Source organism: Corynebacterium sp. HMSC077D03 (assembly GCF_001808545.1).
Taxonomy (GTDB): domain Bacteria; phylum Actinomycetota; class Actinomycetes; order Mycobacteriales; family Mycobacteriaceae; genus Corynebacterium; species Corynebacterium simulans.
Map to the genome: position 1 here is coordinate 23,231 of NZ_KV793652.1, position 21,032 is coordinate 44,262.

Sequence of the window (21,032 nt, forward strand, 5' to 3'; positions counted from 1 at the left end):
TTTAAAGCTCCTCTTTGTTTGCTGCCGCTAAGACGGCAGAGTTTCTGTGTGGCGCGCTTAAACAAGGTTTCTTCCGCAATGAGCGAAGAGCCCACAACGCGCTGACTGTACCAATGATAACCATCAGCCATTGCAGGAGCGAACCAAACCTTACAGCGATCGTCGTACCCTCGCGCAGCGGAAGCGTCTCAATCAGATACTTGGGTTCAAAAATTTCGCTCTGCTGGCTCACCGTGCCATCTGGGGCGACGATGGCGGAGACGCCGGAGGTCGCCGCCACCACAACCGCGCGGTCGGTCTCCATGGCGCGCAGGCGGCTCATGGCCAACTGCTGATAGGTCATGTCGGAGTATCCGAAGGTGGCGTTATTCGTCGGCGTCGTAAGAATCTGCGCCCCATTGCGAATCGAGCTGCGGAAGGCTTGGTCGAAAGAAACCTCGTAACAGGTAGCCACCCCAACCAACACATTGTTCATGTGGACCACGCCGGGGCCATCGCCGGCTTTGAAATCACCGGCCAAATCCACCAAGTCGGTGATCTTGCGGAAGAAAGAACGCATCGGCATGGTCTCGCCGAAAGGCTGCAGATACTTTTTGTAGTGGTGCTCTCCTACTTCCCCATCCGCCTTAAAAACCTGCATGGTATTGCGTGAACCCACTGCGTCCTCGGTCAGCGTGCCCACGAGAATGGGGGCCTTGATGGCGCGCACCGCGGCGTCGATAAGCGCGCTAGCTTGGGCGTCCTCAAATGGGTTTACGTCGGAAGAATTCTCCGGCCAAACAACCATGTCCACCGGCTTGCCTGCCGCGGCGGCCTCTTTGGTTACCCGCACGTGGTTTTCCAACACCGCACGGCGCTGCGCGGCAAAGTCCAGCCCCATGCGCGGAACGTTGCCCTGGATCGCTGCAACGTTGACCTCACCTACTGTTTTGCTTGGGCGATTAACAAGACTGCCTGCAGCGAACCCAACGATAAGCGGAAGGATGACAGCAGCGGCAGCCCCCGCACGCAACTTACCGCGAGATCGAATCATCCCTACGAGGCCGGACGCCATTAGCACCGTGGCGAAGGTGATAAGCGCAGGCCCGCCTAGCGGTGCGAGGTTCGCAAGCGGCCCGTCGATCTGCCCCCAAGCCAGACGCACCCAGGAAAAACCGCCGAAGGGAACGCTCGAACGCAGCATCTCAACGGCGACGTAGAAGAACGCAAAGAAGATAAACCCCGTTTTATGTCGCGCTAATGCGGTGCCGCCCATGCCCAGCAGCAGGCTGTATAGTGCTAACCAAAACGCCAAGGCGACGTAGGGAAAATTGCCCACCAATTCGCCGATCCATGGCAGCGTGAGCAGGTAGAGCACGAATCCATGTGCAAACGCGAAACCGGCGCCGGCGCGCAAAGTAGGGGCATTACTCCCCCACGGCGTGAGCACGCCATAGAGCAACGCAATGCCTAGGATTCCCATCGGCCACCAGCTGAGTGGCTGGACGGCTAGAAAAGTAAGACCGCCCGACAGGCAGGCTAGCGTCAGGCGGATTAAAAGGTGCTTCATTACTTCGCGGAATCCCCCGCAGAACCAGATCCACCGCCTGTGAAATCATCCGGACTGAGATTCTCGCTCCACTTGCGGATCTCTTCCTCGTCAAGGACCTCTGCCGAGCCCTCCTGGAAAGGATTCCGCGCGTTAGAGCCATTGTTTGTCTTGAAGCCATCGAATCCGCCGAAGCTGCCATAAGAATCGTGGTGCTGTGCCATGGGGCTAGCTTCGAAGATGCGGGTACCCATGTGCTCAATCTTGCGCACCATCGACGCTGCGAGGATAGTGCGCGCCAGGGAACGGGTAGGTGCGAAGATCAGCAACGCCCCCACAATGGTGGACACAAAGCCTGGCATCGATAAGAGCATGCCACCTGCCAGCGTGAGTCCCACGTTGCCTGCGGTCTTTCCCGCCTGCTTGCCGTCCATGTAATAGATGCCATCTTCGCCGCGGACCACCTGACGACGCATGATGCGGCGAACTTCCCATGCGGCAATGGTCATGCCGAAGAACATGGTGATAAAAAGCGCCAGCACCGCGCCCAAGATGCCTAGCCATTTAGCCACGGCCCAAAAGGCGACGGACTCGAGCAAAACATAGGCGATAAACAGAACAAAAGGCATGGCTTCTACCCTACCTATCTGCAAACTTCCCGGGTGCGGCCAACACCCCTTGGCAGACGCGAATATTGGCGGTGGGGCGAGCAAAGTTAAGATCGCAGCCATGACTGATTTGCCCCACACCCCGCCCCAAGAATCACCGCAGGGCGCTCCTCATGGCGCGCCGCTGCTGCTTGACGACGCCACCTTCGGCACCATCGCACGCTTTGTTCCGGTCGCAGGCTCGACCACCGCGGCCGACTGGGTAGAGATTGCAGCCCTGGCTGAAGATTTGGCCGATGGGAATGTGTACTTGGCAGAAGGCGCCGCACTGGAGCTACGCGGCGTGCATGATCAGCAAGAGCTGTTGGCGCGCGTTAGCGCCCCGGGTTTACTGGCAGGTACTCAGCCGGTGCTGGCCTCTCCTCTATCTGCCGCTGCTCGTGCCGTAGCACGCGATATCGCAGCAGTAGTAGAAAGCTTGGATGTTGCGGCAAACCTGCGCCTCGGCGTCGACGGCGGCTACGGCGACATCCTGCATGAGGGGCTGGACTTTGGTGCGATGCTGGAGGGCGATAATCGCGCGCGCCTGATTAAAGGCGGCGCACTAGATAAAGATGTTTTTAGCATCGAGGAGCTAGTGCCAGCCCTAGTCCAGGCGCTGGAAGAAAGCGATACCCTTTCAGCTACCGCGGCACATGGCTCCGGCGAGGCCCAACACGACCGTGGGGCTTTTGAAGGCGAGCGCCCGGCGCTGCCAATCGGTTGGCTGGCTGAGCATACTCGAGAAGGCATCGTGGACCTTGGCGCGGGTCTACACAAAGGAATCATTCCGGCAGAGTTTGCGGATCTGATTGGTCGTCTCGATGTCCCGATTACCGTCACCCCGTGGCAGGGACTTATCTTCCACGACATCGCGGAAGGCGATGCCGAAGTGGTCCTGCGCGTTCTTGCGCCACGCGGGTTCATCTTCGACATCAATTCGCCGCATCTCTACAGCTTTTAAGCGCGCCTATTGGCCACGCAGTGTAGCTTGGCTACAAGCTAAACTCGGCAGCGAATTCTTAACGCTGCGTCTAACGCGGCATATGCCGCCAGATAGGACGTGGTACAAGCCGCATGACCCATGCCAGAGCCTGCAGAGCGCGAGGAATCCAAAGCGTGCGGCTGCGGGGCATGCGGCCTTCATCTGCCGTGATGGAATCCACGACGGCGTCTGCCACGACGTCGGGAGTCACTGATAACGGTGCCTGCTTCATACCAGTGGTCATGGAGCCAATCACGAAGCCGGGGCGAGCAGTGATTAGCGCGAGCGGACCACCGTGCAAGCGATCTGCCAGTCCCTGGCAAAAGGCGTCTAGACCAGCCTTGGTGGAACCATAAACATAGTTTGCGCGGCGCGCGCGCCATCCGGCAATCGAAGAAAAAGCGACGATGTGTCCGGACTTCATCTCATCAGCTAAGACCGTAAGCATGGACACCTGAGCGGCATAGTCCACCAGTGCGATATCGAATGCGTGTGCTTCGTCATGCTCCGCGCGTTCTTGCTCGCCCAAGATGCCGAACGCGACTACCGCCGTTTTGAGTTCTTCGCCCTCGCCAAGGCAGCGCTGCGCCGCGTGTACGAGGTCGCGATGCTTTTCTACCTGGGTGGCGTCGAAATCTAGCGTATGTACTTCGGTGGCACCCGCGGCGCGAAGCGTGGCGACGCGCTCGTCAAGGCCTTGCAGGCCACGGGCGGCCAGCACCAGTTCATTTCCCGGCGCAAGGCGCAGCGCAATCTCGCCGGCGATGTCGCTGCGACCGCCCAAGATCAAAACCCCTGCCATCTAGCGCAGCTCCCGCGGAGCCTTGTTCAGGGACTCGTAACCATCCGCAGTGGTGTAAACGATGTCCTCCAAGCGCATGCCCCATTTGCCCGGAATGTAGATGCCCGGCTCAATGGAAAAGGCCATGCCTTCTTCCAGCACAAGCTCGTTGCCTTCCATGATGAAAGGTTCCTCGTGAGTGGAAAGTCCAATGCCATGACCGGTGCGGTGGGTGTAGTACTCGCCATAGCCCGCCTCTTCGATGATGGAGCGGGTGGCGCGGTCCACATCCTGCGCGGTGGCACCGGGCTTGGCTGCAGCGCGGCCGGCAGCCTGGGCACGCTCTAGTACTGCATAAGCTTTCTGGAAGTCTTGCGGTGCCGCGGTAACGTCGCCGCCGACGACGTACGTGCGGGTGGTGTCGGAGTGGTAACCGGAAGGCAAGGTTCCTCCGATGTCGACGACCACCGGCTCGCCTTCAGTGAGCACGCGGTCGCCGTAGTCATAATGCGGGTTCGCGCCATTCGGGCCAGAACCAACGATGATGAAGTCGATCTCGACATGCTCGCGCAGGATCAGCTCACGCAGATCAGCGGCGACGTCGGCCTCGGTGCGGCCAGGCTTAAGCAGCTCCGGCACGGCGTTATGCACGGCGTCGATAGCCGAGCCCGCCTTAGCCAGTTCCTTGATCTCGGCGTCGTCCTTGCAGGTGAAAAGCTCAGCCAATGCGTAGGTGGCCAGTACGTACTGCGGTTGCGCAGAAGAATTGGCGCGCAGCCCATCCTGCAAGCGCAGCACATGATCGGCGGTCAGGGAGGCACCTAGCGCAACAGTGGGCGCTTTGTTCCCTTCGTCCCCTGTGCCCGCAGCGCCTTCCTGCTGCTGTGCAAAGGAATCGCAGGCCAGCTCATAAGGATTTTCGCCATCTTGCCAGCCGCGCAGTTCGATGCCCAGCTCCGCGACAGGAGAAGCATTCAGCGTCTCAATATCGGTTGCAGGAGCAACGATGAAAGGCGCGGCGTCCGGGCACAAGACCAGTGCGGTCAGGCGTTCGTGGGAAGAAACCCACGAGCCGGTGAGGTAGGCAAAGTCTGCGCCGGTACCGAGAATAAGGAGGTCAATCCCCTTTTCTGCGGCGACTTCTTGCGCATGCTTAAGACGCTGCGCGTAGACCGAAACGGGAAAAGCGATTTGTGAATCAGACATGCCCTCGAGCCTACCTTTTTGGATTAAGCTCCGATTGCCACAACGCCGCGCTGGATCGCATCCATAGCCCTGCGGGCATTGCGGCGAATATCTTCCTCGTAGCCCGTCTTCGCAATCTGCTGGAGCATATCGACCACCTGGCGGCACCAGCGCACGAAATCACCTGGAGTAAGCTCCGCACCGGCCTCGTTGGCCGCTGCCATGCAGTAGCCCAGCGGTGCGCCCGCGGCCCACTGGTGGATGGCGAGCGCAAAACCGGCCTCAGGCTCGCGAGTGCGCGGCAGGTTGTGGCGCGCTTCGTCTGCAATGAGCTCAGTGTAGATGCGATAGGTTGCCTCCATCGCATCGGCCATCGCTTCCGTTGCAGCCTCCGGCTCACCGCGGATCTCCTTGCGGTTTTCGAAGACACACAGCGAAGCCACGCCCGCGAGCTCCGCGGGATCCAACTCGTTCCAAATACCGCGCTTGAGGCACTGCGCGACTAGTAGGTCGGATTCGCTGTGGATTTGTGCAAGGCGCTCGCCCTCGTCGGTGATGACGGGGGTACGTTCCGCGCCAAGGCCTTCGAACTCCACATAGTCCATCTCTGAAAGTAGGTCTACGATGCGGCTGAAGGTCTTGCCCAAGGTGTCGGTGGCGCGCTCGATACGAGCGTTGACCTTCTCGAGGTCACGCTCACGGCGGGCAAGCTTCTGAGCTAGGCCTGCGAGCTGCTCGCGGTCCGTGGCCGGCCACGCATGCGCTGGGTGTTGGCGAATAGCGTCGCGCAACTGGCCGACCTTTTTATTTGGTCGGTTGCGCGGCTCCAAGCGCATCTTCTTCGGGCGGTCATAGTGGTTGCGCTTGAAGGAATCCTGCACGAACTTGGTGTTGCGACGGGGATTCTTCTGCACTGGGCGCGGCAGCTTCATGCGCCCGACCACAATCGGCGGGTTGTTGATCCCGGAGGCGTCGATGCGGCCGGACCAGCCGGTTTCAGTAGTCACCCAAGGGCGCGGATCGGCAGCCTGATTTGCCGGGGTGACCACCACGGCCAAGATTGGGCGCTTTTTGCCTGCGATAGCAATGACTTCACCGACCTGCAGGCGGGCGAGCACCACCGCGACTTCTTGGTTGCGTTGCGCGGTGTTGTTCGCGTGCGCGGCTTTTTCTTCTTCGGTGAGCTTGCGGCGCAAACGGATATAGTCCATGAGCACCTCAGCCGGATCCTCCCCGTCACGCGCCGGCGGTGCTAGAGCATCGATGGCGTCGTCAAGCTGATTGCGCAGCTCGCGTACGCGGTGCTCTGCCTTTTCTACCTCGCGGGTCTCCTCCACCACTGAGCCGTCTGCCTGGAACTGTGCGAAGGACTTTTCCAGCAGGCGCAGCGATTCCTCGAAGCCCAGCATGCCGAGCAGGTTGATGGCCATGTTGTAGCCCGGCGTAAAGGTAGAGATGAGCGGGTAGGTACGCGTGGAGGCAAGACCTGCGACGGCGTGCGGATCCATCGCTGGTGCCCATTGCACCACCGCGTTGCCGATGGTGTCGATGCCGCGACGGCCCGCGCGGCCGGTTAGCTGCGTGTACTGGCCCGGAGTGAGATCGACGTGCGCCTCGCCGTTGAATTTGATCAGTTTTTCTAGAACCACGGTACGGGCCGGCATGTTGATGCCCAGCGCCAGGGTTTCCGTGGCGAATACCGCGCGCACGAGACCTTTAACGAAGAGCTCTTCAACGATGTGGCGGAAAGCCGGCAGCATGCCCGCGTGGTGGGCGGCAAATCCTCGCGACAGCGCTTCGCGCCAACGCTTGAAGTCAAGCACCTGGAGATCTTCTTCCGGAATGCCTTCTACGCCGGCATCGATAATCGCCTTGATCTCCTCGGACTCTTCCTGAGTGGTCAGCACCATGCGGCTGCGCAGGCATTGATAGAGTGCGCCGTCGCAGCCAGCTCGGGAAAAGATGAAGGTAATTGCCGGCAGCATGTCCATTCCCTGGAGCACCTGAAGGGTTTCCGGCCTGCCGAGCGGACGATACCGGTCTTGGGATCGGGCATTGCCAGAGCGGCCGCGCTTATCGCGGCCTCCGCCGTGTCCGCCACCCTTGTGGCGCGCGCGGCTGCGAAAACCTGCACGGTCGTTGCCAGCTGTCTTGCCATCGTCACTATCGCCGGCTTCAAGACGTCGGATGCGGCGCGCCAGTTCGGCGTTTACCTGTCCCCCAGTCTCTGGCTCGAACAGCGGATAGACCTTGCGGCCAATCATCATCCATTGGTCGAGCGGAACCGGTCGGTGCTCAGAGACGATGACGGTGGTGTCTCCGCGTACGGTAGACAGCCACTCACCGAACTCCTCCGAGTTAGAAACCGTGGCTGACAGACCGATGATGGATACGCTTTCATCAAGGTTGAGGATGACTTCTTCCCAGACCGCACCACGAGAGGCATCGGCCAGGAAGTGGATCTCGTCCATGACAACGTGGCTAAGCCGCTCCAAGGCTCCGGACTCGGCGTAGATCATGTTGCGTAGAACTTCGGTGGTCATCACCAAGATTTCCGCGCCGGAATTGATGGAGACATCGCCAGTCAGAAGCCCCACAGCATCCTCGCCGTGGGCAGCTACGAGATCGTGGTATTTCTGATTGCTTAGCGCCTTAATCGGCGTGGTGTAGAAACAGCGAGTGCCGCGCGAAAGCGCCAGGGAAACTGCAAACTCACCGACGATGGTCTTACCCGCGCCAGTAGGCGCGCAGACCAGCACGCCGTGGCCATCTTCAACCGCACGGCAACCTTCCACCTGGAAGTCATCGAGTGGGTGGCTAAGTTCTGCGCGAAAGGTATCCAGGTGCATGGAAGTCATAAGCACCAAGGCTACCTGTTGCTACAACACATCGTCGAAGAAGCTCGCGTTATTGTTCGGTGCCGGCTGAGAGTTGGGAATTGCTGGCTGTGAAGCCTGCGCGGGACGGGTTTGCTGCGGTGCGGCAATCGGGGTCGGTGCCGAAACTGCGGAGGCGCCGCCAATGCCACTGGCCTGGGTATTAAGCGGTGAGGCTGTCTCGTCGTCCAAGTCCAACCACTCGGGGCGTTCGCGCTTGCGGCGCCTATCGTTGATGCGGCAGAACTGGAATGCAAGCTCTACGAGCAAGCACAGCGAGCCAGCGAGCACCAGCATCGAGAACGGATCCTGGCCAGGCGTCATAAACGCGGCAAAAATCATAATCAACACGATGATGATGCGGCGCTTGTCCTTAACGTGCTCGTAGCGCAGGATGCCCAACAGGTTCAAGGCAACAATGAGCAACGGGATTTCGAAGCTGACACCGAAGATAATGAGCAAACCGAGCAAGAAACGATAATAGTCCCCACCAGTCAACGCTGCGGTCTGGAATTCCTCACCAATGCCCATGAGGAACTCAAGGCCGACCGACAGAATGAAATAAGCAAGCACTGCACCGGCAACGAAAAGAATCACCGCAACCGCGACGAAGCTAAAAGTAAAGCGGCGCTCATTCTTATGCAGACCAGGGACAATGAAGGCCCAGATTTGGTAGAGCCACACCGGCGAAGACAGCACGGCACCCGCTAGGGCGCCCACCTTAACTCGCAGCATCAGCATCTCGAACGGGGTGGTTGCCAAAAGGCGGCACTCCCCGTCCGCGGTAAAGGACACGCGCTTTTCTTCCGGAAGCGAACAATAAGGTCCGCGCAGAATCTCACCGAGCGGTGGCATGTTAAACGGTGCCTGTTGATACCAAATGAAACCGATGATGGTTCCAACCACCAGCGCAAGCAAGGAGATGACGATGCGGCGGCGCAACTCTTGCAGGTGCTGGACGAGCGTCATCTCCCCCAACGGGTTCTTTTTTGCCTTGCGTTGCGCGCGCAAACGCGCAAGCGCGCTCGCGGGCTTCGCGGCATTCGCAGGAGAATTCTTCGGCATTGTTTAAAAGGATGCTTTCACATTAAAAGGCGAACACCGAACCTCAGCTGAGGCTGGAGTTCGCCGTGGTTGCTAGGCCTAGTGATTAGTTAGCGTTGCCGCCGTTTGGCTGGGTCTGGCCTGGCTGCGAAGAGGTGCCGTTCCAGAACTCGTCGTCGGACTGCTTAGCGGCAGAGATCTGGTTTGGTTCCTGCTTTGGCTGGTTTTCCTGGTGCATCTCGTTTACCTCAGACTTGAAGATGCGCATGGAGCGGCCCATCGAACGAGCCAGCTCCGGCAGCTTAGTAGCGCCGAACAGGAGTAAAACGACAAGCAGAATAGCTAGAATTTCCCAAGGTCCCAGGCTCATGGGTTCCTCTTTCTCTTCAGATTATTGGTGTGGGGCGGCAGTTTTAAAAAGCAACCGCCTTCTGAACTTACGAACGGCTATTTAGTATAACCGTCCAGTGCCGCTAGACGGCGATCTGTAATCGCCTTCACGAGGGAATCCGGGCTGGTGACCCGCACTCTATCAGCTTGGCTTAACGCGAAACGAATAAACCACTCCTCCGAACCGATCGGCATCGTTGCAGCTACGTAGCCATTTTTTAACGTCTCGCCCAAGTCGATGTCGTGCTGTTCTGCTAACCATGTGAATTCTGGGTGAATCTCTAATGTCGCCTTCTTGGCGTGTCGCATGGCAAAGGGCTGCTCGGGATCGAAGTCAAGCTCCCGCAGGTGGGGGTAGGCCTTTTCAGCAAGCGTCTCGACCTCCTGAATGCGGTCCAAGCGAAAGGTGCGATGCGCTTTTAGCGATTCCTCCCACGCAACGAGGTATGGCTCGGATTCATAGATAAAGATGCGCGCAGGATCCACGGTGCGTTCTTTTTCCTGGTTGCTGGAGGCGGACCAGTATTTGAAGCGCACGCGGTGCCGCTTATCGACGGCGCTTGCTAGCGTGGCCTGGACTTGAGACTCATGTGGATCGGTATCCGCGAGAGAGTCATAGATAGCTGCTGTCTTTTCATCCATGATCTCCCGCAGCTTTGCGGCTGCTGACTTAACGGCCTCGGTATCGATGAGCCCAGGCATGGCCTCGAGGCTTTCGAGGGTGAGCAAAAGCGCACCGGCTTCCGTCGGAGTAAGCCGCAGCGCCTGCGTTAAGCCTTGGTCATTGTAGATTTGGATGCCGTCGCGATAATCGAAGGACAGGTCGATCAGGTCTTCAGTGTGACGGCCCACGCCTGAGCAAAAAAGGCGATCGACCGCGTCTTTAAGCTCCGCCGGCGTCATACCAAGGTCGGTGGCGGCTTCCATCGGGGTTTGGCCCGGGTGATTGCGAAAGTACGGGATCAGGTTTAAAGAGCGTACTAGCGCTTGCAACTTTTGCGAACCATCAGCCATGGCTACTCCCCTCCTTCCAGTGCGGCCTCATCTGTGACGCCGAGTGGCGCACTCAGCAGCTTAATTATTGCCTCGCGTACGTCTGCAGGTTCCTTAACCTCCACCTCGGGCGCATAACTTGCTGCTATTCGCACGAGCCAATCCTTATCCACGCCGCGCATCTCCACGATTCCATCATCGCGTCGTACCCCTGCTGCTTCTAGCTCCCGGGCACCGCCTTCAGGGATCGCCACCAGCGCATCGACGCGCTGACCGCGCTTAAGCGTGTCTATCACCAGCTCTTGCAGTGGCTTGGGGGCAACAAGGTGGGTTGCCTCCTGCCGGGAACGTTTCACATTATCGATGCGAGTGGCGCGAAATACGCGAGGGGCTTGTCTGTCGACGTCCCAGCCCACGAGGTAAACGCGGCTGTCATGGTTGACCAATCCCCACGGATCCATAGTGCGCCGGACTGCCGGCGCGGAAGGCCGCGCGTAGTAGTCGAAGCTGATACGCAGCCCCTTACGCACGGCCGTCAGCACTGCGGTGGTTAACTCAGGGCTAATGCGGGTGATGTCGTTTACCGCAACGTAGACCGGCGCGCCGCTGAGATCCCTTGAGGCGCCCGAGGCGGCAATCTTGGTCCAAGCAGACAGCGTGAAATCGCTGAGTCCGCCCGGCTTGCCGATGCCGCCGGCTACGCCCAACACCATCGCTTCCTCTGGGGTGAAGTGGACCGGAGGAAGTTGGTACTCCTCCTGGTTAAGACGATAGGTCGAGCCAAATTCACCACTGGTATGGACCACTGGCACGCCTGCGCGCTGGAGCGTGACGACGTCGCGCGCAAGCTGTTTTAGAAAGGCCTCGTCTCCGCGATCTTGGTAGCCTTCCACGTTCTTGCGGATCCAGGCCGCGCTGCGATCGGGACTGCCGCCGCCGTGGGCTGCGCCCTGCAGCGCAAAAGAAAGATTGGTCAACCTTTCAACGGCGGGGTCGCGTTTGCCTGGTTGAGGCTTCGCCATAGGCCCGTGTGCTCCTTAAAGGCAATAGGTGAATTTATGCGTTGTGCTCCATGTAGTCTAACAACGCTTGCAGCCTGGCATCCTCGAAGACAAACGGGTCTGAGAACTCCTCGGTGTGCGGTTCAGGTCGGTTTACCTTCAGACGCGTCCAGTCCACGGTGACGTTGGCACCCAAGCGGCGCGCCGTCTGCAGGAATTCTCCGCGCAGGCGCGCACGCGTAGTCTGCGGCGGAGTATCGACGCAGGCCGCGATTGCCGCGTCGGTGGTCCAACGCTCAACCATCTTGCGCGCTTCCAGCACGTTAAACAGGCCGCGGCCAGGGCGAGTATCGTGATAGGTCAAGTCAATCTGCGCCAGCTTGGGGTGGGCCCAATCGCCACCAAGGCGCTCACGATAGCGATCCAGAAGGCTGCGCTTGATTACCCAATCGATCTCGCGGTCGACGCCGCTGAAATCTTGGGTGTCAATGGCATGCAGCGTGCGCTGCCAGAGGTCTACTACCTTGCGCATCTCGGCATTCGGAGTGCCCTCATCCGGGCGTTCCTCCAGCCAACGTTGGGCGGCTTCGCAAAGGGCGTACTGCACTTCCAATGCCGTGATGGTCGAGCCGTCCTTCAACCCTAATTCGGTACGGCCAGTGGTATCGCGGGCGATGTCACGGATGCGATGAATCGGATCAACGACATCGAAACGCGGTACGTCGATGCCTGCCTCTAGCATTTCCAGCATCAACAACGTTGAACCGATCTTCAACGCCAGCGTGGTCTCCGACATGTTGGAATCGCCGACGATGACGTGCATGCGGCGGAAGCGTTTAGAGTCACCATGCGGCTCGTCACGGGTGTTGATGATAGGCCGCGAACGAGTCGTGGCCGAGGACACGCCCTCCCAGACCTGATCCGCGCGTTGGGAAAGCAAAAAGCGAGCAGGCTCGTCTGCCTTAGCCGGTTGAATCTTGCCGGCGCCGCAGATGAGTTGGCGGGTGATCATGAAAGGCAGCAAGGCCAGGCCTAAGTCTTTGAGCACCGCGTGACGGCTAATGAGGTAGTTCTCGTGGCAGCCATAAGAGTTGCCTGCTGAGTCGACGTTATTTTTAAACAAGTAGACGGAAGCTGGGCGATTTTCGGCAGCCATCGTCTCTTCAGCTTTGCGGGCTAGCTCGTCTACGATGCGGTCACCCGCGCGCTCATAGTTGATGAGCTGGGTGAGGCTATCGCACTCGGCGGTGGCGATCTCCGGATGCGAGCCCACATCAAGGTAGAGCCTTGAGGCATTTGGGCTAAAGATATTCGAGGAAGAATATTGCTCCACGACGGGCCGGAACAGGATGCGCGCCACCTCATCCGGAGTCAGCGCGCGCTGATCGCCATCAGCCCGTGAGGTCACGCCATATTCGGTCTCGATGCCCATGATGCGGCGGGCATAAACGTGATCCGTGTGCGCCTCGCTCACGTTTATTCGCCGCCCTTTTGCACATATGCGCGTACGAATTCTTCAGCGTTGTTTTCAAGCAAGCCGTCGATCTCATCAAGCAGATCATCCGTGCCCGCGCTATTGATGCTCACCTGGCCCGCGGAGAACTCCGCGGCCTCGTCACCGTTGCTACCGCCGTTGCCGGCGTTTACCTGGGATTGGTTTCCGCTCATTGTCTCTAAACCTTCTTTCTTTCCTACTATCTTTCTATCTTTTCGGTGAATTGCTTCCTATGGATACTTCGCGCTAACTGCGCCGAATTGCTACCCCGGCCTTATCGAGCTCAACGAGTAGTGTTTCGACGTCGTCAGCCCGCTCGATGAGCTCCGCAGCATCAGCTGCGCCTAGCTCTAGCGTGTCATCGAGAGTGACGGTCGCGATACCGGAACCACTGCGCAGGGAGACAGACTGCCAGCTGGCGGCAACGACTGCCTCACCGTACTTTTCTATGACTCGACCGCGGAAGAACGCACGCGTATCCCGCGGCGGGTTTTGGGCTGCCCTGTCAATCTCCTCCTCACTGACGAGCACGCGCATGCGCCCCTTTCGCACCAGCGCATGGTAAAGCGATTTGGCGGGATCGACGTCAGTGTATTGGAGATCGATAAGAGCCAGCTTGGGATCATCGATGGCTACGCCGCGATCCATGTATCCCTTGAGCAACTGGTATTTGGCTACCCAGTCCACCAGATGTGCTGCGGAAAGCGGCTCTGCCGCGAGCAGGCCGGCGACCTCGTCCCACGCCGCCAGGACCTTCTCATCCACGTCGTTCGTCGGAGTGACCCGCTTGCGATATTCAGCTAGCAAATCAAGTGCTGTGAGCTCGCGTCCGTCCTTGAGCTTCAGCTTGTGCTGTAGCTTGAGGTCTCGGCTAACCAAGGAAACCTCGGCCACCGCATCGCGGAGCTGTAGGTCGCTGAAATCGACGCCCGCTTCAATGGCATCAAGCACCAAGGAGGTCATGCCAAGCTTCAACAAGTTTGCTGTCTGCGACATGTTGGCATCGCCAATGATGACGTGTAGGCGCCCAAAGTCCTCGGCTACCGCGTGCGGCTCGTCGCGAGTGTTGATGATGCCGCGGTTGAGCGTTGTCTCCAGCGAGATCTCCTGCTCGATGTAGTCGGCGCGCTGGGAGATCTGAAATCCTGGCTCTTCACCTTCTTGTCCAAGGCCAACGCGGCCAGCGCCAACCACTACCTGGCGTGCCACGAAGAACGGGATGAGGCCCGCGGCAATCGCGGAAAACTCGGTAGAGCGCCGGTACTGGTAATTTTCGTGCGAACCGTAGGATGCGCCTTTGCCATCCACATTGTTCTTGTAGAACTTCAGTGGCGGGCACGGATCATGATTCGCCAGCACAGATGTGCCCTGCGCGGATAGGCGCGCTACCGCTTCGGCGGCTTGTCGCAAAACTACGTCACCGGCGGCGTCGTAAAGCATGGCGTCCCAAGCATTCGTGCATTCCGGGGAGGAATACTCCGGGTGCGCGTGATCGACGTAGAAGCGCGCACCGTTTGCGGTCACCACATTGGCCACGCCGATTGCATTTGGATCAACCACAGGAACGGTTTGATAGCGCTTCAAATCAAAACCGCGGGAGTCACGCAGCGGATGTTCCTCGCGGAAGTCCCAGCGCGAACGCGCCAAAGTATGAAGCGCCGCATAAGCCACCACGGCATGGGTCGAGGTGACAATGGGCGAAAACTCCGGACTCGTGGGAGTGGAAATCCCGTACTCAGTTTCTGTTCCTAGGACGCGTGCCATGAGGTACTCCTAAAGCCCATTAGCTCGACTCGGGTTACTTCTGCGCCAGCTTGGGTGCCGGCAACAATCTTGGTCCACTCCTCAGGGCTAGCCGAGGTTGGTACGTATTCTGACTCCGCCTGCTCCGCGGCAATGGCCTGGCGTAAGTGTTCCGAAGTAATACCGTGCGTGCTTATCTCGCTATCAGCAAGCGCGTCCTTGATCGCAAGCTTCTTTGCACGCGCTACGATGTTGGCAATCATCGCGCCGGAGACAAAGTCGCGGTAGAACAACGTCCGTGGCTCATCATTGCGGTAATGCAGACGTACGAAGGGTCGCTCCGAATAGAGCTCTTCGACTGCAGAATCAATCAGCCCCTCGAGGTCCGCCTGGTGCGGCACCTTCTGACCCAGATGCCGGCTAAAGATCTCGCGGGCGCCTTGCTTGCTGGGGCGATTGACGCGAATCTTGATGTCGAGTCGGCCCGGGCGCATGATGGCGGGATCGATGAGCTCCTCACGGTTGGTGGCGCCGATGACGATGACGTTGCCCAGCTTTTCGACGCCATCGAGCTCCGTCAGCAGCTGCGGAACCACCGTTGTCTCCATGTCTGAGGAAACTCCGGAACCACGGGTACGGAAGATGGATTCCATCTCGTCAAAGAAAACGATGACCGGGCGGCGCGAATCCTGGGCTGCGAGTTCGCGAGCGCGTTCAAAGATAAGGCGAATGCGGCGCTCGGTCTCACCCACGTACTTGTTTAAGAGTTCAGGGCCCTTGACGTTCAAAAAGAAGCTCGGGCCGCCACTACCCATCTTCGTAGCGAGCGAATTGGCCACGGCCTTAGCAATCAAGGTCTTGCCACAGCCCGGCGGGCCATAAAGCAGCACACCCTTCGGCGGCTCCAAGTCATATTGCCGATAAAGATCCGGATGCAGGAAAGGCAGCTCGACCGAATCGCGGATTTGGGAGATCTGAGCATCCAGACCGCCGATGTCGTCGTAGCTAAGCTCTGGGACCTCCTCCAACGAAAGCTGTGCCACCTCGGACTTTTCAATCTTTTCGAGCGCGACACCTGCCTTGCCATCGACAAGGACTGTGTCGCCAGCGCGAATGCCCTCGCGAAGACGGGCGGCCAAAAGCACCACCTGCTCCTCGCCGGAGGAGTTCGCCACGATGACGCGGGTGGTGCCTAAAGTCTCTTGCACGGTGGCAAGGCTTCCCGTTTGCGGGTGACCACAAGCTTCTACAACGACGAAGCCCTCGCCTAAACGCACGAGTTGGCCGGCTTCAAGGCTGCCTGGCTCTAGGTTGGGCGAGACCTTAACCCGCATGGGGCGGCCGTTGGTATAGACCTCGGCGTCGCGCCGGGAATCATGCGGCTTTCCTGAGTATCCGAGGAATACACCATAGGTTGAGGCAGGCTCTGATAGTTCGTTGACCTCGGCCAACATCTGCTGCAGCTTGTTGCGGGAATCCTGCAGCAGCGAAGCGAGCTTGGTGTTGCGCTCGGCTAGCTGATCAATCTGCCTTTTGAGGGCGGCTGTGTGACTTGCGTCGGTCATAGCTACACACTAGCGCGTGAACCATGCCGACAAGTCAGGTTGGCCTAAAATCTCCCCGCGGATTCTTTGGCTCCGCTTCGTTTCTTTTGCACCTACTTGCGGGCGCGGCGCTGCGGGCGGGGTGGAGTCACGCCGTCGGCAAGGCGGCGCGTCCAGATGAGGAACGCAGTGTGCGCGTTCATGCGGTGCTCTGGACGGGTGGCAAGGCCTTCCACCTTCCATTCACGCACGAGGGACTCCCAGGCCTTCGGCTCGGTAAAGCACTTCAGCTCGCGGATCCCCTCCATGACCTTCATCAGCTGCGGCACGGTAGCCACGTAGGTCATGAAAACGCCGCCAGGGATCAGGATGTCGCGAACCTTCTCCAAATGCTCCCACGGCTCAAGCATGTCGAGGATGACGCGGTCGACCGGACCGCCGAGTTCTTCCACGGTGACGTCCGCCAAATCACCCAAGCGCGGGGTCCACCACTCAGGCTGCTCGCCGAAGTATTCCTTGACGTTGTCCACGGCGTACTCCAGGTGATCATCGCGCACCTCGTAAGAGAAGACGTGTCCCTGCGGGCCAACGGCGCGCAGCAGCGTCATGGACAACGCACCGGAGCCGGCGCCAGCCTCCAGGACGCGTGCGCCCATGAAAATATCGCCTTCGACCAGGATCTGCGCGGAGTCCTTCGGGTAGATGACCGCCGCGCCACGCGGCATGGAAAGCACGTGGTCCACCATCAAGTGGCGGAAGAGCAGGAAGTCGCTGCCCAGTGTGGAGCGCACCACGGAGCCCTCATCCAGACCGACGATTTCGTCGTGGCGGATGATGCCCTTGTGCGAGTGAAACTCGCCGCCTTCCTCAAGTATCACCGTGTAGTGGCGGCGCTTAGCATCGGTCAGTTGGACGCGATCGCCATAGTGAAAAGGTCCGGAATAAGGCATGGTGTGTGCTTCCTATGCTTTCTCGTGGATTTAAAGGAGGTTTAATTAACCTAACAAGTATGCCTCAATGGCCTTGGCCATCCATACTTGGTCACGTTCGCCGACCATCTCGCGTGCGGAGTGCATAGAAAGCATCGGCACGCCGACGTCGACGGTGTCGATGCCTAAGCGGGTCGCGGTGATGGGACCGATGGTGGAGCCACAGGGCACGTCGTTGTTGCCCACGAAGCGCTGGAAAGGAACCTTGGCTCGCTCGCATGCGCGCTCCCACAGGGAGACGGTCGTGGCGTCGGACGCGTAGCGCTGATTGCCGTTGATCTTGGTGACGGGGCCCTTACCGATAATCGGGTGATGCGTGGGATCGTGCTTGCCTGCGTAATTAGGGTGGACCGAATGCGCGGCGTCGGCCGACACGCAGCAAGAACGCGCATACATTTGATACCGCTCCTCCTCGTTGGCTCCCAGCGCGCGACCAGTGCGCCCCAGGACATCGGCGAGAATCGGGCCGGCAGCACCGAAACGAGAAGCCGAGCCCACCTCTTCGTGGTCGAAGGCAGCCATGACCAAAATGTCTTCGTGTCCATAGTCCTTCTGCTGGGCGGCATTGCGCATTGCGACGAGGCTGGCAAACACGGAAGAAAGATTATCCATGCGGCCGGCCGCGATGAAGCGCTCACCGGTGCCGAATACGGCGCCCCGCTGGGCATCGGCAGTAATGAGATTGAATGCAGAGATCTCATCCTGAGCCACGCCGATGGACTCCGCTACCACGCGCAATACCGAGGCATCGGGAGTGCCCACGGAAAGCACCGGCTGCATGTTGTGCTGGCGATCCGGCTTGAACTCGTCCTTGCGGTAGAGGTGGATAGCCAGCGAAGGAAGACGCAGAATCGGGCCGGTGTTAACCAAATGATGCACGCCATCCTTCGTTACCACCTGACCGGCAACGGTCAGCTCACGGTCAAACCAGGTATGCAGCAACGGGCCGCCGTAAATTTCTACCGCGACCTGCTGCCAGCCCGCAGCATCAAAATCGGGGGTCGGCTTGAGCACAAGGCCCGGCGAATCTGTATGAGAACCGATGATCCTAAACGCGGAGTGTTTGCCCGCGCCCTCCGGCACGAACCAAGCCATGATGGCGCCGCCGCGAATCATGTAGTGGCCGCCTGGGGCTGCTGACCATTCCGCGGCCTCATCCTGGCGGACAAAGCCCACCTCTTCTAGCTGGCGCGCCACCTCGTGGGCCGCGTGATAGGAAGAAGGAGAAGCGGCTATGAAATCAAGGAACTCATCCGAAATACTCATGCCTCCTACTTTGCCATGAATTGCGCCGCGCTAAGCTAAAAGGACCATGGCTGATGCACGAAAACCTCGCCCGTTGGCGCTTTCGCCTTCTCGGGCCTCAGACTATAAACAGTGCCCACTTCTCTACCGCTTTCGGGCAATTGACAAGCTCCCCGAGCCGAAGACCGTAGCGCAAGTAAAAGGAACGCTGGTCCACGCAGTTTTAGAAAACACCCACAAGCTGCCGCGCGAAGAGCGTGACTACCCCGCTGCAGTGAAAATGATTAAGCCGGAATGGGCCAAAATGGTCGCTGCCGACGCCGAGCTTAAAGAGCTCGTGCCCGAGGAAGAAACCCTCGATTTCTTCGTAGCGGCCCGCGAATTGCTCAAGGGCTATTTCCAGATGGAAAACCCGCAGGGCTTCGATGCTAAAGAATGCGAGATGTACGTCAATACCGTCTTGCCAAACGGCGTGCCGGTCCGCGGCTTCATCGACCGCGTGGACGTTGCCCCAACCGGTGAGGTCCGCGTCGTGGACTATAAGACCGGCAAGAAGCCAATCCCCCGCTTTAGCCAAGACGCCCAGTTCCAGATGCGTTTCTACGCGCTTGTCTATTGGCGAATGCTAGGCGTCATCCCCGCCCAGCTGCGCCTGATGTACCTCAAGGTCATTGACTCGATGTTCCTTACCCCAACCCGCGAAGAGCTGGAGTACTTCGAGCGCGATCTAGGCGAGCTATGGGCAAAGATCGAGGGCGACGGTAAGGAAGGTCTCTTCCGCCCGAAGACCTCGAAGCTTTGCGGCTGGTGCTCTTTCCAAGAGCTTTGTCCTGAATTCGGCGGAACCCCGCCCGAGTATCCGGGTTGGCCGGGCTCCGCCGCAGATAACTAGAACAGGCCGGAAATGGTGCCATCGGCGGCAACATCGATGTTGTTGGCCGCCGGCTTCTTCGGCAGACCCGGCATGGTCATGACGTCGCCAGTCAGCACCACGATGAAGCCCGCACCAGTACGCGGCAGCAGCTCGCGCACGTGGAGGGTATGGCCCTCTGGAGCGCCCAAGGAAGCCGGGCTATCGGAGAAGGAGTACTGCGTCTTTGAGATGACCACTGGGAAGTTATCCCAGCCATTGTCCTTGATGTACTGCAGGTCCTTCTTGGCCTTCGGGCCGTACTCGATAGAGGTTGCACGGTAGACCTCGGTGGCGATCTTTTCGATGGACTTTTCCACGCCCTCTGCTGGATCGTAGAGCTGATGTGCCTGACCCTCGGAGAGGTTTTCTAAGAGAGTTTCTGCCAACTCCTTGGCTCCTTCGCCGCCCTTTGCCCAGACATCTGCCTCAGCCAGGGCGACGCCAAAGTCCTTGGCCCAGGTCCGCATGAATTCGCGCTCGGCCTCGGTATCGCTGTAGAAGGAGTTGAGCGCAACTACTGGTTGCAGACCAAACTTGCGGATGTTTTCAACGTGGCGCTCGAGGTTGACGATGCCCTTGCGCAGTGCGTCAAGATTTTCCGTGGTCAGGTCCTCACGGGCCTGGCCGCCGTTGTACTTTTGGGAGCGGATGGTGGTAACGACCACAGCACCCGCGACGTCGAGCTCGCCAAAGCGAGCCTTGATATCCATGAACTTCTCGCCGCCCAAGTCGGCGCCAAAGCCAGCCTCGGTGAGCACAATGTCGCCGAACTTCATCGCAGTCTGTGTTGCAAGCAAGGTGTTGCAGCCATGCGCAATGTTGGCAAAAGGTCCACCGTGTACGAATGCCGGGGTGCCGCCCAGAGTCTGTACTAGGTTCGGGTTGAGGGCGTCGCGCATCAAAGCAGTCAGTGTGCCCTCGGCATCAAGCTCGCGTGCCGTGACTGGCTTTTGGTCGAAGGTATAGCCAACGGTAATATCACCCAAGCGTTTCTTAAGGTCTTCGAGGTCAGTAGCCAGGCCCAAGATAGCCATGATCTCAGAAGCTGCGGTGATGGTGAATCCAGTTTCCGCAGGCACTCCGTGTGCCGGGCCGCCGAGGCCGGTGACGATGCCACGCAGCGCACGGTCATTGACATCGAGGCAGCGCTGCCAGGTCACGCGGCGCGGGTCGATGCCGAGCTGGTTTCCTTGGTGGATGTGGTTATCGATGATGGCAGCCAAGGTGTTGGTGGCCGCTGCGATGGCATGGAAATCACCGGTGAAATGAAGGTTGATATCCTCCATCGGGACAATCTGGGAATAACCGCCGCCGGCGGCACCACCCTTGATACCCATGACTGGACCTTGGGAAGGCTCACGCAAAGCGACGATGGCCTTGTGCCCCAGTAGTGCTAAAGCATCGGTTAGACCAATCAGCGTGGTGGACTTGCCTTCACCAGCCGGTGTTGGAGAAACACCAGTGACGAGCACCAGCTTGCCTTTGGTGGGAAGGTCCTCGAGCTTCGTGATATCAACCTTGGCTTTGGTGTTGCCATAAGGAATGAGCGCTTCCTCCGGGATTCCCGCACGAGAAGCAATATCGGTAATTGGCTCCAGTTTGTGAGCCTGTGCGATTTCGACATCTGAGAGTTGGGTAGCCATGGCTTTATGCTACAGAGAAAAGCCGCCCGA

Annotated in this window: 18 protein-coding genes; 2 read left to right on the forward strand and 16 right to left on the reverse strand. The window is 59.2% G+C overall.

Translation table 11 applies throughout. The features are described 5' to 3' along the window. Position 1 precedes the first annotated feature (1 nt). Together lnt and HMPREF2888_RS00130 are read right to left on the reverse strand one after the other, a co-directional pair. Positions 2-1,549 carry an apolipoprotein N-acyltransferase gene (gene lnt / locus HMPREF2888_RS00125; RefSeq protein ID WP_061922516.1) on the reverse strand — a complete coding sequence of 516 codons (1,548 nt, stop codon included), beginning with the start codon at positions 1,547-1,549 and terminating at the stop codon, positions 2-4. After that, the gene (locus tag HMPREF2888_RS00130; RefSeq protein ID WP_061922513.1) at positions 1,549-2,157 is read right to left on the reverse strand and encodes an FxsA family protein; all 609 of its coding nucleotides are present in this window, start codon (positions 2,155-2,157) and stop codon (positions 1,549-1,551) included. The genes lnt and HMPREF2888_RS00130 overlap by 1 nt, the downstream gene beginning before the upstream one ends. 100 nt (positions 2,158-2,257) lie before the next feature. Between HMPREF2888_RS00130 and HMPREF2888_RS00135 the strand changes: the two genes are divergently transcribed. Next, a complete protein-coding gene (locus tag HMPREF2888_RS00135) occupies positions 2,258-3,139 on the forward strand; it encodes a hypothetical protein (RefSeq protein ID WP_061922509.1) in 882 nt (293 codons plus the stop codon). 70 nt (positions 3,140-3,209) lie between these two features. On the opposite strand, the gene HMPREF2888_RS00140 is transcribed toward HMPREF2888_RS00135, so the two are convergent. The 13 genes from HMPREF2888_RS00140 to HMPREF2888_RS00200 form a co-directional block, all read right to left on the reverse strand. Beyond that, a complete protein-coding gene (locus tag HMPREF2888_RS00140) occupies positions 3,210-3,962 on the reverse strand; it encodes an SDR family oxidoreductase (RefSeq protein ID WP_061922505.1) in 753 nt (250 codons plus the stop codon). Further along, complete coding sequence (locus tag HMPREF2888_RS00145) at positions 3,963-5,147, reverse strand: M24 family metallopeptidase (RefSeq protein ID WP_070518058.1); 1,185 nt, start codon at positions 5,145-5,147, stop codon at positions 3,963-3,965. A 23-nt stretch (positions 5,148-5,170) separates the two neighbouring features. After that, positions 5,171-7,984 carry a DEAD/DEAH box helicase gene (locus tag HMPREF2888_RS00150; RefSeq protein WP_070518059.1) on the reverse strand — a complete coding sequence of 938 codons (2,814 nt, stop codon included), beginning with the start codon at positions 7,982-7,984 and terminating at the stop codon, positions 5,171-5,173. Between the two features lie 21 nt (positions 7,985-8,005). Beyond that, complete coding sequence (gene tatC, locus HMPREF2888_RS00155; RefSeq protein ID WP_371326257.1) at positions 8,006-9,067, reverse strand: twin-arginine translocase subunit TatC; 1,062 nt, start codon at positions 9,065-9,067, stop codon at positions 8,006-8,008. An 85-nt stretch (positions 9,068-9,152) separates the two neighbouring features. Further along, positions 9,153-9,416 carry a Sec-independent protein translocase subunit TatA gene (gene tatA / locus HMPREF2888_RS00160; RefSeq protein WP_061922495.1) on the reverse strand — a complete coding sequence of 88 codons (264 nt, stop codon included), beginning with the start codon at positions 9,414-9,416 and terminating at the stop codon, positions 9,153-9,155. A gap of 77 nt (positions 9,417-9,493) precedes the next feature. Next, positions 9,494-10,450, reverse strand: a complete 957-nt coding sequence (locus HMPREF2888_RS00165; RefSeq protein WP_061922492.1) for a helix-turn-helix transcriptional regulator — start codon at positions 10,448-10,450, stop codon at positions 9,494-9,496. A 2-nt stretch (positions 10,451-10,452) separates the two neighbouring features. Further along, on the reverse strand, positions 10,453-11,451 hold the full coding sequence (locus tag HMPREF2888_RS00170; RefSeq protein ID WP_061922488.1) for a helix-turn-helix transcriptional regulator: 999 nt from the start codon (positions 11,449-11,451) through the stop codon (positions 10,453-10,455). A gap of 34 nt (positions 11,452-11,485) precedes the next feature. Further along, positions 11,486-12,862, reverse strand: a complete 1,377-nt coding sequence (gene pafA, locus HMPREF2888_RS00175) for a Pup--protein ligase (protein WP_201040703.1) — start codon at positions 12,860-12,862, stop codon at positions 11,486-11,488. Between the two features lie 44 nt (positions 12,863-12,906). Next, on the reverse strand, positions 12,907-13,098 hold the full coding sequence (locus HMPREF2888_RS00180) for a ubiquitin-like protein Pup (RefSeq protein WP_061922482.1): 192 nt from the start codon (positions 13,096-13,098) through the stop codon (positions 12,907-12,909). Positions 13,099-13,171: 73 nt separating this feature from the next. Then, the gene (gene dop, locus HMPREF2888_RS00185; RefSeq protein ID WP_061922479.1) at positions 13,172-14,689 is read right to left on the reverse strand and encodes a depupylase/deamidase Dop; all 1,518 of its coding nucleotides are present in this window, start codon (positions 14,687-14,689) and stop codon (positions 13,172-13,174) included. Then, positions 14,674-16,233, reverse strand: a complete 1,560-nt coding sequence (gene arc / locus HMPREF2888_RS00190) for a proteasome ATPase (RefSeq protein WP_061922476.1) — start codon at positions 16,231-16,233, stop codon at positions 14,674-14,676. The genes dop and arc overlap by 16 nt, the downstream gene beginning before the upstream one ends. Before the next feature lie 92 nt (positions 16,234-16,325). After that, positions 16,326-17,162, reverse strand: coding sequence for a tRNA (adenine-N1)-methyltransferase (locus HMPREF2888_RS00195; RefSeq protein WP_061922473.1), 837 nt, complete (start codon positions 17,160-17,162; stop codon positions 16,326-16,328). Between the two features lie 45 nt (positions 17,163-17,207). Then, positions 17,208-18,467, reverse strand: a complete 1,260-nt coding sequence (locus HMPREF2888_RS00200) for a M18 family aminopeptidase (protein ID WP_061922470.1) — start codon at positions 18,465-18,467, stop codon at positions 17,208-17,210. 46 nt (positions 18,468-18,513) lie between these two features. On the opposite strand from HMPREF2888_RS00200, the gene HMPREF2888_RS00205 reads away from it, so the two are divergent. Beyond that, positions 18,514-19,338 carry a RecB family exonuclease gene (locus tag HMPREF2888_RS00205; RefSeq protein WP_061922467.1) on the forward strand — a complete coding sequence of 275 codons (825 nt, stop codon included), beginning with the start codon at positions 18,514-18,516 and terminating at the stop codon, positions 19,336-19,338. Here the strand turns inward: HMPREF2888_RS00205 and HMPREF2888_RS00210 are convergent. Beyond that, complete coding sequence (locus tag HMPREF2888_RS00210) at positions 19,335-21,002, reverse strand: formate--tetrahydrofolate ligase (RefSeq protein ID WP_061922464.1); 1,668 nt, start codon at positions 21,000-21,002, stop codon at positions 19,335-19,337. The two genes, HMPREF2888_RS00205 and HMPREF2888_RS00210, sit on opposite strands and share 4 nt — an antisense overlap. Positions 21,003-21,032 lie beyond the last annotated feature (30 nt).